At 61.9% G+C, this 13,950-nt stretch carries 2 protein-coding genes (1 of these 2 cut by a window edge); both read left to right on the plus strand.

The window, feature by feature from the left end:
• Positions 1–8,358, plus strand: a complete 8,358-nt coding sequence (locus PY254_RS18030; RefSeq protein WP_281013429.1) for a non-ribosomal peptide synthetase — start codon at positions 1–3, stop codon at positions 8,356–8,358.
• Positions 8,355–13,950 carry the 5' portion of a non-ribosomal peptide synthase/polyketide synthase gene (locus PY254_RS18035; protein WP_281013430.1) on the plus strand. Its footprint extends 13,880 nt past the window's final position, so 5,596 of the gene's 19,476 nt are visible here — the first part of the coding sequence; the start codon lies at positions 8,355–8,357; its stop codon lies off the right edge, out of view. The genes PY254_RS18030 and PY254_RS18035 overlap by 4 nt, the downstream gene beginning before the upstream one ends.

Below are 13,950 nucleotides of genomic sequence, written 5' to 3' on the forward strand. Positions count from 1 at the left end.
ATGAGCGCCACGGCAGCGGCAGAAGTGCTTGATCAGCTGCGCATGCTGGTCGAAGCGCTATGGGGGCGTGGCGACAGCACGTTGCATGCCGCACCCACTGTGGCAGGACCTTACGCCGCGCGGGCACTGCACGAATGGAATGCCACTGCGGAAGCTTATGACGATCAGGTGACCCTGCATGGCCTGGTTGAGCGGCAGGCCACTGCGCATCCGCAGCGCCTGGCCGTCGTCGCCGACGATGGCGCATGGAGCTACGACGAACTGGATCGACGCGCAAATCAGGTTGCACATCGCCTGGTTGCGCTTGGTGTAAGGCCCGGCGATCAGGTGGGACTCTGCGCGGAGAAATCGGCAGCAACGGTGGCAGGCATGCTCGGCGTGATGAAAGCCGGCGCCGCCTACGTGCCCATCGATCCGGGCTACCCGGCAAGTCGCATCAGTTACATGGCCGGCGACGCACAATTGAGTGCATTGCTGACCTGGGGCCAGGGCGCAGTCGCCACGGCAGAACTCAAACTTCCTCGCATCGCGCTCGATGAATGGAGAACCCTCGCCGAGTATTCGGTGAAACCGTTGTCGCACAACGTGCCCGCAGACGCATTCGCGTACGCAATCTATACCTCTGGCTCCACCGGCCAACCCAAGTGCGTGCTGCTCAATCATCGCGGCCGCATCAACAACATCGAGGACTACTGCCGCCGCCTCGAACTCGGCGAAACCGATCGCGTCTTGTGCGTCTCATCGCTGAGTTTCGATATTTCTGTGTGCAACATTTTCTGCATGTTCCGCTCGGGCGGTTGCGTGATCTTTCCGTCGCTCGATCACCTGAAGGATCCGGACCATTGGCTTGACGTCATGCAGGAGAGGTCGGTGACATTCTGGCATTCCGCACCCGCGCTGATGGATGCGTTGCTGGAGGCCGCCAGTGAGCGTCGCTACGACCGCAACAGCTTGCGTGTCGCGCTACTGGGTGGTGACTGGGTTCCGCTGTCGCAACCAAACCGTGCGCGCGCGGCGTTCCCGCGAATGCGCTTCGTCACGGCCGGTGGCGCCACGGAACTGTCGATCGATTCGACTTTTTATCCGGTCGACGAGATTGATCCCGCGTGGCGAAGCATTCCCTATGGCCGACCGCTCGCCAACCAAAGCGCACTGATCCTCGATGCGGACATGGCACTCCTGCCACCGGGCGTACCTGGCGAATTGCATCTGGGTGGTGCCGGCATGGGCGCCGGCTACATGAACAGGCCAGCCCTCACCGCCGAGAAATTCATTCCGCATCCGTGGCCAACGATACCGGGTGAACGCCTCTACCGTACCGGCGATCTTGCGCGGTACATGCCCGATGGGACAATCGAGCTGCTTGGACGCATGGATTTCCAGGTAAAGATCCGCGGCATGCGCATCGAACTGGGCGAACTGGAATCGGTACTCATCGAGCACTCATCGGTCACGGCGTGCCTCGCCAGCGCGCCGCATGATGGGGCCGGCGACCGTCGGCTGGTCGCTTACGTGGTGCCTGTTCCCGGAACCGATAACCGTCTGCATGCATCGTTGCACGAGTGGCTTGCCGCGCGGCTTCCCGTGCATCTGGTACCCGAGGCTTTCGTCACGCTGGAACGGCTGCCGCTCACACCGAACGGGAAAGTCGACCGCCGCAACCTGCCTGCTCCCGATCCGGATGCTTACTGCGCCGAGCGTGCCTACGAGCCGCCGCAGGGCGATACCGAACAAAGCCTGGCGGCCCTTTGGCAGCGGTTGCTCGGTGTGAGTCGCGTGGGCCGACACGATCACTTTCTCGACCGGGGTGGCCATTCGCTGCACCTTGTCCGCCTGCTCAGCCGGGTCCGTCGCACATTTGGTGTCGAACTGGCACAGAGCGCACTGGCAGGTACGCAATCGCTCGCCGACATGGCAACGCTGATCGCCGGCGCTGATTCGGCATCCAGCGAAACGGGGCTGGTGCCGCGGCGTCCGGGCACTCCCGCATCGCCGTCGTTCGCTCAGAAACGCCTGTGGTTCATCACTCAGATGGAAGACCTTGGTGCGGCTTATCACATGCCCGCCGCATGGGTTTTGCATGGTGCGCTCAACGAAACTGCACTGCGCGGAGCACTGAATGGCGTTCTCGATCGGCACGAGGGTCTGCGTAGCCGCTTCATAACCGTCGATGGCGAACCGGTGCTGCTTATCGATCCGATCGGAACACCGATGCCGCAATCGTTCCACGATCTGCAAGGCCGGTCCGACGCTGCGCAGGTCCTTGACCTCATTCTGGCAAACGATATCCAAGCTCCATTCGATCTCGCCAGGGATACGCTCGCGCGTGCCAGTCTGATCCGCATGGATGCGCATGAGCATGTGCTTTTACTCGTCCAACACCACATAGTGTCGGACGGCTGGTCGTACGCGCCGCTGCTGCGCGATATCGGCGAGCTTTACGACGCTTTGGTGAAAGATGGTACCGCTTCCCTGCCGCCCTTGCCGTTGCAATACGCCGACTACGCCGCATGGCACGGTACATGGCTTGCGGGCGAACGTGAACGTGTGCAGTCGGACTACTGGCGGCGTGCACTTGCCGGTGCACCCGCGTGCATCGCGCTGCCGACCGATCGCGAACCGCCCGCACAGCAATCGCCGAAGGGTCGCGGGCATCCCGTGCATATCGATGTCGAACTCGCGCGACGCCTTCGCCGCGTGGCCCAGCACCACGGCACCACGCTTTTCGCTGTTGTCCTCGCGGGTTGGTCCGTGGTGCTGTGGCGTCTGTCGGGACAGCACGACTTGGTGATCGGCGGAGTCACCGCCAACCGCGGGCAGGTCGAAACCGAATCGCTCATCGGCTTCTTCGTCAACGCGCTTGCGTTACGCGTCGATCTTTCGGGCGATCCGAGCGTGACCGAACTGCTCGAGCGCGTTCGCCACACCGTGCTTGGCGCACAGGATCACGAGGACCTTCCGTTTGAGCGGGTTGTCGAGCTGTCTCAGGTCGAGCGCCTACCAGGACGCACGCCACTGTTCCAGACGATGCTCGCGTGGCAAAGCCACGACGAGGGGAGTCTCCGACTGGCCGACCTCGCCACGGTGCCCCGGCCCGTCGCGCACGAAACGGTACGTTTTGAATTCGAACTCACCTTGCGCGAGCAGGATGAGGCGATCGTCGGCGAACTCAACTACACCACAGCGCTGTACGACCATGCAACGGTGGCGCGCTACCGCGACTACTTCGTTCGCGTGCTTGTCGCCATGGCGGCCGATCCGGCTCAAGCGGTCGGACACATCGCTCTAATGGGCGACGGCGAACGCACGCAGTTGTTTGAGACCTTCAACGACACCGTCGCACAGTATCCGCACGATGTCGGCGTGCATGTGTTGTTCGAGGAACAGGTGGGCCAACGCCCTGACGCCGTGGCACTCGTCGACGGCGATGCTTCGCTCACTTACACTGAGCTTAACACGCGCGCCAATCGCATCGCCCATCGGCTGATCGCCATCGGCGCCGGTTCAGGTGACTTCGTAGCGGTCCTGCTTGAGCGCAGCGCCGACCTGGTCATCGCTCAATTGGCTATTCTCAAGGCGCGTGCCGCTTATGTGCCGGTCGACCCGCAACTTCCCGAAACGCGTCAAGCGTGGTTGGTCAAAGATGCTGGAGCGCGCTGGGTGATTGCTGCTTCGGCACATGCCGCGCCGGCCATCGGTGCGCCGGTGGTGGGTATTGACGAACTACTGCATGGTGAGAGTCGCGTCGACAACCCGCATCGCGAAGTCGATGCCGGTTCGGTCGCTTACGTGATGTACACCTCAGGCTCCACCGGTCTACCCAAGGGTGTGCTGGTCCCGCATCGCGCGATCAACCGTTTGGTGCGCAACAACGGTTATGCCGCATTTGGTCCGGACAGCCGGGTGGCCTTCGTCTCCAATCCCGCGTTCGACGCCGCCACTATGGATGTGTGGGGTCCGCTGCTCAATGGAGGCGTCGCCGTGGTGATCGATCACGCCACCGTGCTCTCCGTCCAGGCGTTCGTCGAAACACTGCGCCGCACCGCGGTCGATACCATCTTCCTGACAATCGCCCTGTTCAACCAGATCGCCGATGCACTGACGGCGGTGATGCCGCAGTTGAAAACCCTGATCACCGGTGGCGAAGCCTTCGATCCCACGGTGATCGCCCGCGTGCTCAAGGGACCGCACCCGCAGCGTCTGCTCGCCGCCTACGGACCCACCGAAGCGACCACATTCACGACCACGTATCTCATCGAGGGCCATGCGCGGGAAACCAAGAGCATTCCGATCGGTCGCCCCATCAGTAATGCGCGTCTGTATGTCTTGGATGCACATCGCCAACCGGTGCCGATGGGTGCGGTGGGGGAGTTGTATATCGGTGGCGCTGGCGTGGCGCTCGGCTACCTCAATCGTCCGGAACTAACCGCCGAACGTTTCCTGCCCGATCCGTTCGATGCACGGCCCGATGCACGCATGTATCGAACCGGCGATCTGGTCCGCTATCTGCCCGATGGCAACTTGGTTTTCATGGGGCGTGTCGATGATCAGGTGAAGATCCGCGGCTATCGCATCGAACCGGGCGAGATCGAAGCGCGATTGGCCGAGCATCCGGCGGTACGCGAAGTCGTCGTGTTGGTGCGTCAGGATCCGACCGGCGACAAGCGCCTGGTAGCTTATGTGGTGGTCGGCGCGGATGCGTCGGGCAATCTGGCGGCGGCTTTGCGTGCGCATCTGGCGCCACGTCTGCCCGACTACATGATTCCAGCTGCCTACATCGGCATGGCAGCGTTTCCGCTCACGCCAAATGGCAAACTCGATCGCAAAGCGTTGCCGGTTCCGGACGACGAAGCCTTTGCCCGTTTGGGGTATGAAGCGCCGCACGGCGAGGTCGAAACCATCCTCGCCGGTATCTGGCAGGAACTGCTCGATATCGAGCGCGTCGGCCGTCACGATCATTTCTTCGAGTTGGGAGGTCATTCGCTGCTCGCCGTGCGATTGCTTAGCCGCATCGCACAGGCATTCGGTGTCACGCTGCCCTTGTCGGCACTGTTCAGAACGCCGCAGATCGATCGCTTGGCGTTGGCGATCGATGTGGCGCGCACAAATAACGATACAAAGGTGTTGCCGCCGATAGTACCCATCCCGCACGAAGGCGCGCTGCCGCTTTCCTTCTCGCAACGGCGTCTCTGGTTCCTCGCTCAGTTCGAGCGGATCAATCCGACCTACAACATTCCATTGCAGTTTCGTCTGTGTGGCACGTTGGACGTAGCGGCGCTAAGCCGTGCATTCAGCTTGCTGTTTATGCGGCATGCCAGCCTGCGCACCGTATTCAGCATGCGCGATGGCTTGCCCGAAGCCTACCTACTTACACCCGATGCGCTGCCGGTCTTACGTGCAGAAGACATACGCGGCGATACTTCCTCGCTAGAGGCAGTCCTCATTTCCGAAGCGACAGCACCGTTCGACCTGGCTGCAAGCCCGCTCATTCGTGCGCGCACACTGCGCGTCGCGCAAGACGAGTATCTGTTGTTATTGACCCTTCACCATATTGTTGCAGACGAATGGTCCATCGGCCTGCTGACGCAGGAACTCGGCACGCTCTACCGCTCTTGCCGCGACGGGGTCAACGATACCCTGGCGCCGCTAGACATCCAGTATCCGGACTTCGCCGCCTGGCAGCAGCGCTGGTTGACGGCGGCCGCGCTCGATCACCAAGCGACCTATTGGCGCGAGCGACTTACCGGTGCGCCGCCCTTACTGTCGCTTCCGCTCGATCACCCGCGACCGCCCGAACAAAGCTACGTGGGTGACGTTGTGCTGGTGACATTGGATGCTGCGCTGAGCGAAGACATCCGGCAGCTGGGGCGCGCACACGGCGCAAGTCCTTTCATGACGGTATTGGCCGCGTGGTCGGTAGTGCTTTCCCGTATGTCGGGGCAATCCGAGGTGGTGATCGGTGTACCCACAGCGAATCGTAGCCAGCACGCGCTGGAGCCGTTGATAGGCTTCTTTTTGAACACGATAGCCCTGCGTATAGATCTCAGCGACGAGCCGGATGTCGCCGGACTGCTTTCCCGTGTCGCACGAACCACCCTCGATGCGCAGGCGAACCAAGACCTGCAAATCGAACAAGTGGTCGAGATCATCAATCCGCCGCGGCGGCTCGACCATGCGCCCTTGTTTCAGGTGATCCTCGCTTGGCGCACCCATGCGGCGCAGGAGCTCTCGCTTGTGGACTTAAGCGTTGAGACGCTCCCGCTTGCCACGCACAGCGTCAATTTCGACCTTGAGCTGAGTCTTGGCGAACGTGACGGCGCGATCGTCGGCGGACTCGCTTATGCCACCGCCCTTTTCGACCGGGCCACCATCGAACGGTACACGGGCTATCTGGAGGCAACGTTACGCGCCATGGTGGCGGACGCGGGAAAACCTGTATCGCGCATAGCGATACTTCCGCAAGCCGAACGGAATCTGCTGCGGACTCGCAACGACACGTATGTGCAGTGGCCGCGCGAGCTGCGCATCCATGGGGCATTCGAACAACATGCCGCACATTCACCCTCCACGATTGCTGTGGTCGCCGGCAGTGAGTCGCTCACCTATGCAGCATTGAACACGCAAGCCAATTGCCTTGCCCATCATTGCATCGCGCTAGGTGTTCGCCCGAATACCCATGTCGCGCTATGTGTCGAACGCGGTGTCGTGATGGTCGTCGCGATGCTCGCCATACACAAGGCCGGCGGCGCTTATGTACCGCTTGATGCCTCCTATCCGGCCGCACGGCTGCGCACGGTGCTCGACGACGCGGATGTCGTGCTGGTTCTTGCCGACAGCGCTGGACACAACGCAATGGGTCGGGAGTTACTCGCCACGCGAACCATCGTCGATCTCGACCATCCGCACGCTTGGTCGACGCAGCCGGATAGTAACCCGGATTTGCGTACACTCGGCGCACGCGAGAGCGATGCGGCCTATGTCATCTATACCTCGGGGACCACCGGCATACCGAAAGGCGTGATCGTCGAGCATCGGCAGGTGCTTAACTTCTTGAACGCGATGGCGCATGAACCCGGTCTCACCGCGCATGATCGCCTGCTCGCTGTAACCAGCATTTCGTTCGATATCGCCGGCTTGGAGATCCATCTCCCCCTATCACGTGGCGCACGTCTCGTGTTGGCTGGGCGGGATGATACGGCGGATCCGGCGCGCTTGCGCCGCTTGCTGCACGAACAAGACATCACAGTCATGCAGGCCACACCGGCCGGGTGGCGCGCACTGCTAGATAGCACGGGCGAGGCACTACCGGCTGGTTTGCGCGTGCTGTGCGGCGGCGAAGCGCTGAGTCCTGCGCTCGCTGTACGGTTGTGCGAACGCTTCGACGAGGTCTGGAATCTGTATGGTCCGACTGAGACGACGATCTGGTCGACGATTGCACGCGTGGACATGCGCGCGCCGCAGATGGCGGCGAATCTTTCCATCGGCCGGCCGATTGCCAACACCCACATCTATCTGCTCGATTCCCATGGCGAGCCGGTGCCGCTGGGTGCTGTCGGCGAATTATATATCGGTGGTGACGGGGTTGCGCGCGGCTATCACGCGCGGCCGGAACTCAACGCTGCGCATTTCGTACCCGATCCGTTCAGTCCGTTCGCCGCCGCACGCATGTATCGCACCGGTGACCAGGTACGCTACCTTGCCAACGGCGAGCTGGAGTTCCTCGGGCGCAACGATCATCAAGTAAAGGTGCGCGGGTATCGCATCGAGCCGGGCGATATTGAAGCGCGTTTGCGCGAACATTCGGCTGTACGCGATGCGGTAGTGGTCGCCCGCGATCATGCCGGTGAACAACGCCTGGTGGCTTACGTCATCCCCCGTGACGAGCGCGTACGCGACGACCTTGCGGTATCGCTCAAGTTGCATCTGACTCACACGCTGCCCGCCTACATGCTGCCCACGGCTTTCGTGACGCTGCCTGCGTGGCCACTGACGCCGAACGGCAAGCTGGACCGGGCAGCGCTTCCTGTGCCGGGCGATGATGCGGTGTCTCGGCAAACGTACGTGGCCCCGCAAGGTGAGACCGAAACCATGCTTGCCGGACTTTGGTGCGCGCTGCTGGAGGTCGAGCGGGTCGGTCGCGACGACAACTTCTTCGACCTCGGCGGCCACTCGCTGATCGCCATACGTCTGATCAGCCGTATCGACGCGGAAACGGGACTCCGGCTCGAACCGTCGGTGCTATTCCGTTTTCCCACGCTCGCCGAGCTTTCCCGGCAGGTACTGCTTGCGCAGCTCGCGCAGGAATTCGATCCCGATCAACTCAATCAACTCGCGCTTGCGGATGAGAACACGCCATGACTGATCTGACTTCTCCTTTCGACGGCCTAGATACCCTGGCGATCGAAAAGCTTCGCCGATTAGCGAAGGCACGTGGGGTAGCCACGCGGAAAACATCAGACGAGCGCATCGAAGCCGCTCCCCGCGAAGGCGATCTGCCACTGTCCTTCTCGCAGCAGCGGCTCTGGTTTCTCGCGCAGATGGACGGTGTCAGCGTCACTTACAACGTACCGCTAGTATTGCGCTTCACCGGTTCGCTTGACGCCACTGCGTTACGCCACGCGTTGAACCGCATGCTCGCGCGGCATGATGGCTTGCGCACCGTGTTCTTTACGCGCGAAGGCGAGCCGCACTGCCGGGTCATGCCTGCCGATACCGCGATGCCCTGGCATGATCAGGACCTGTCGAGCACAGCCGCGCCGCACGATGCCGCTATGGCTATCGCGCAGCGCGAGGCGCGTACACCGTTCGATCTCGCCGAGGGACCGCTTATCCGCGCGTGCCTGCTGCGCGTCGCCACGCATGAACACATCCTTCTTCTTATCCATCACCACATCGTTTCGGATGGCTGGTCGATCGGGCTCATCACGCACGAACTCAACACGCTTTATACAGCTTTTCGCGAGGGACGCGATGACCCGCTGGCACCGCTCGAAGTGCAATACCCCGACTATGCGATCTGGCAGCGGCGCGCATTGGACGGCGATCGCATGGCCGCGCAGGCCTCGTTCTGGCAGCGCACATTGGCCGATGCACCGACGCTGTTGGCCATTCCAACGGATCGTCCGCGACCGCCGCAGGCCACGTTTGAAGGCGATAGCGTACCCTTGCATTTCGATGCAGCGATAACCGAACAGCTCAAGCGTCTGAGCCGCGAACACGGAACGACCCTGTACATGACACTGCTAGCCGCATGGGCGGCCGTGCTTGCACGCGTCAGTGGCCAGGACGACATCGTGATCGGCAGTCCGGTTGCCAATCGCGGCCGTCGCGAGATCGAACCGTTGATCGGCTTCTTCGTCAATACCCTCGCGATGCGCATCGACCTCTCGGGTGAGCCAAGCATTGCACAAGCATTGGCCCGCGTACGCAAAGCCACCCTTGAAGCACAGGATCATCAGGATCTGCCGTTCGAGCAGGTCGTGGAGCTGGTCAAACCGGAGCGGCGGCTCGACCAGACGCCGTTATTCCAGGCCATGTTCCTCTGGCAGGCGAACCAGAGCGAACTCGCCGACATGAGTGGACTGCATGTTAACTATGTCGAACTGCCGAGCTCCTATGCCCGCTTCATGCTGGAGCTGGACTTGTTCGAACACGACGATGTCATCGAAGGTTCTCTGCGATACGCCAGCGCGCTGTTCGATCGCGATACCATCCAGCGTCAGGCTGGCTACCTGCGACTGATGCTGCAAGCAATGATAGACGGCACAGCCGATCCGCTGGCGCGTGTCGACATACTCGGCGCAGACGAACGTCGCCTGTTGTTGCAGACGTTTAACGAGACGGTGGTCGATTATCCGCGCGACCAGTGCCTGCATCAGCTATTTGAAATACAGGCCCGCCGCCGTCCGGACGTCATCGCCATCGATACGGGCGAGAGCACGCTTACCTATGCCGAACTAAACACGCAGGCCAACCTGCTTGCACATCATTTGATAGCACGCGGCGTGTGCCCGGATCGTGGTGTGGCAATCTGCGCTTGCCGCGGCGCGCCGGCGATCGTCGGCATCCTCGCGACCCTGAAGGCCGGGGGCTATTACATACCGCTCGATACCGCCTATCCGGCGGAGCGGCTTCTGCGCATTCTGGACGATGCACAACCTGCGGTCGTAATCGCCGACCCGGCCGGTTACGAAGCGATCGGTTCGGCCGCGCTGACCGCACGCGTTGTCATCCAACTCGCCGAACCGGACGGATGGTCTAGGGAATCGAAGACAAATCCGGACCATCCGGCACGCGCAATGCACTCGGGGCAGCTTGCCTATGCCCTGTATACATCCGGCTCCACCGGTGTGCCCAAAGGCGTGGAGATGCCGCATCGCGCACTGGTCAACTTGCTGACTTGGCATCACCGACAGATTCCAGGTCGCGAAGGTGGTCGTATCGTCCAATTCACGGCACTCGGCTTCGATGTTTCGGCACAGGAAATCTTTGCCGCCTTGCTGCATGGGAAAACGCTGGTTATCCCAGACGAAGACACTCGCCGCAATCCTGCCAACTTCGTAACGTGGTTGGCAGCGATGGCGGTAGAGGAGCTTTATGCGCCCAACCTGGTCATCGACGCCATCCGGGAAGCAGCCGTCGAGGCTGGGACCGATTTGCCGTCACTGGTAGTGATCGCGCAGGCTGGCGAAGCACTAGAATGCGGACAGGGTTTGCGCAGCTGGATCGGCAAAGTATCGTCGCGACGCTTGCACAACCATTACGGACCGACCGAAACCCATGTCGCGACCGCCTACACTCTACCGGCCGATCCACGCGACTGGAGCAAAGAGGCTCCGCCGATCGGACGCCCGATCGCCAATGTCCGCACTTACGTATTGGACGCCCATCGTCAACCGGTTCCGCGCGGCACCATCGGCGAACTCTATATCGGTGGCGACGGCGTCGCGCGTGGTTACCTCAACAACCCGTCATTGACCAAAGAACGTTTCGTCCCCGATCCGTTTGATGGAAAACCCGATGCACGCATGTACCGCACCGGCGATCTGGTCCGTTTCCTTGCCGACGGAAATCTTGCGTTCGCAGGCCGCAACGACGACCAGATCAAGCTGCGCGGCTTCCGCATCGAACTGAGCGAGATTCAGAGTCACCTGCTGGAACATTCGGCACTTGGTGAGGCGGCAGTGCTTGTCCGTGAGGATGTTCCTGGCGAACGGCGGCTGGTTGCCTATGTCGTACTCGCGGGAAGTGATGCATGTGCCGATACTGCCGCCATCACCGCGACGCTGCGTGCCCACCTTGCCACACGACTGCCTGATTACATGCTACCTGCGGCATTCGTGGTGCTTGATCATCTGCCGCTGACCGCCAATGGCAAGCTCGATCGCAGGGCATTGCCTACCCCCGATGAGAACTCCATTGTTCGCCAACTTTACGAAGCACCGGCAAGCGATGCTGAAGCGATGGTCGCCGGGCTATGGCAGGAACTGCTCGGTGTAGAACGCGTTAGCCGTCATGATCACTTTTTTGAACTGGGTGGACATTCGTTGCTGGCTGCGCGGGTAACCAGTCGCCTGGCGAAAGCCTATGGAACCGCACTACCCCTGTCGCTGCTGTTTGAGCGTCCGATCCTGCGCGACTTTGTAGAAGGCGTCGCCGGATGTCAGGGCCATGCGGACGAACTGCCGCCCATTCCGGTCGCCACACGCGACGGCTTGCTCGAATTGTCGTTTGCCCAGCAGCGCTTGTGGTTCTTGGCGCAGCTGGACGATGTAGGCGCGACGTATCACATCCCGCTGGCGTTGCGTCTGCGCGGAACACTGCGACTTCCCGCGTTGCGCGAAGCGTTAAATCGGCTGTTTGCGCGCCACGAAGGTCTGCGCACGGTGTTTCGCGCTCACGATGGCGTGCCTCATGTGCAGCTGCTGGATACCAGTCACGGCATGCCCATGCCGGAGCACGACTTCACGGCGCATGCCGATGCCGAAACGGCATTGGCCGCGTTGCTCGACGAAGAGGTCCACGTCGGTTTCGATCTCGCCACCGGCCCGCTCATTCGCGCGCGCCTGATTCGCATTGCCGAAGACGAACATGTCTTTGTGCTCAACCAGCACCATATCGTTTCCGACGGCTGGTCCATTGGCATCATCGTTCGCGAGCTGACTGCTCTTTACAACGCGTTTGCCGATAGCCGTCCCGATCCGTTGCCGCCCTTGGGCATCCAGTATCCGGATTACGCGGCATGGCAGCGGCACTGGATGACGGGCGAACGTCTGCGGGAGCACGCGGATTACTGGCGTCGCAGGCTTGCCGGCGCACCCTCCCTACTCGCGCTGCCCGCGGACCGTCCGCGTCCTCCCGAACAATCCTATGCGGCGGCGTGGGTACCGATGTCCGTGGACGCATCGCTCGTGCAAGCCCTCAAACGCGTGGGCCAACGGCATGATGCGACGTTATACATGACCGTGCTCACCGGCTGGGCAGCCGTTCTCGCGCGGCTCAGTGGGCAGGATGATCTTATCATCGGTACCCCGACGGCAAACCGCAATCGGCGGGAAATCGAATCCCTGGTTGGTTTCTTCGTCAACACGCTTGCATTGCGCATCGATCTGTCCGGTGAACCCCGTGTCGCGGATCTTCTCGCTCGTGTCCGGGATGTTTCGCTTGGCGCACAGGCGCATCAGGACCTTCCGTTCGAACAGGTGGTCGAAATTGCACAGCCACCGCGACGGCTGGATCTCACTCCGCTCTTCCAGGTCATGTTTGCTTGGCAGAACAACGACGAGGGCGTGCTTGATTTCAAGGGTCTGCATGTCAGTCAGCAGGAGCTTCCCGCCGATCTGGTGAAATTTGACCTGGAGCTGACCCTAAGCGAGGTCAACGGACGGATCGAGGGTGGCTTCAGTTACGCCACCGCGCTGTTCGATGAAGCCACGATTGTGCGGCAGCGCGATTATCTCGTTGCCATGCTTGAAGCGATGGCGACCGATGCTACACAAGCCGTTGCAGCGATTGACTTGCTTGGCGCCACCGAGCGCACCCAGCTGCTGGAGACCTTCAACGGCGGTCCGGCACCGTCGTATGCGACGCGATGCCTGCACCTGGACTTCGAAGCGCAGGCACGCGACCGCGCCGAGGCGATCGCGTTGGTTTGCGGCGATCGCCAGATCAGCTACGGCGCGCTCAATCGCGACGCCAATCGTCTTGCCCATCACCTGATCGCATTGGGCGTGCGCCCGGACAGCCGTGTCGCCCTGTGTGTCGAACGCGGCATCGCGATGGTCGTAGGCCTGCTGGCCATTCTCAAGGCCGGCGGCGGTTATGTGCCCCTGGATCCGGCGTATTCCTCCGACCGCCTGACGTTGATTCTCGATGACGCTGCACCGGTGTTGCTGTTGACCGATGCCCATGGCCGTGCCGCGCTCGGCGATGCGCAGCTGCCCGAGTGCGTGCTCGATCTGCAGGCCGACTGCGATCGTTGGGACAGCCTGCCCGACAGCAACCCGCACGTTGCCGACCTCACCGCCGCCCATCTTGCCTACGTCATCTATACCTCCGGCTCCACGGGCAAGCCCAAAGGCGTGATGGTGGAGCATGCCCAGGTTGCGCGTCTGTTCGAGAGCACCCGCGATTGGTATGGCTTCGATGAGCACGATGTGTGGTGCCTGTTCCATTCCTTCGCCTTCGATTTTTCCGTGTGGGAGCTGTGGGGCGCGCTGCGTTATGGCGGCCGGCTGGTGGTGGTCACGCACGATGTCGTGCGTTCCATGCCCGAGTTCCATCGCCTGGTCTGCGATCAGGGTGTCACCGTGCTCAACCAGACGCCCAGCGCCTTCAAGGCGTTTATCGAAGCGCAGGGGCAGGACCCGCGGTCCGACCGGCTGCGCTACGTCATCTTCGGTGGCGAGGCACTGGAACCGGCCATGCTGGCACCCTGGTATGCGCGCCGCG

Source organism: Rhodanobacter sp. AS-Z3 (genome assembly GCF_029224025.1).
GTDB lineage: Bacteria > Pseudomonadota > Gammaproteobacteria > Xanthomonadales > Rhodanobacteraceae > Rhodanobacter.

What these genes read in the sequence shown, in the direction of transcription:
- PY254_RS18030 (WP_281013429.1), top strand. Translation starts at nt 1, where the DNA reads ATGAGCGCCACGGCAGCGGCAGAAGTGCTTGATCAGCTGCGCATGCTG.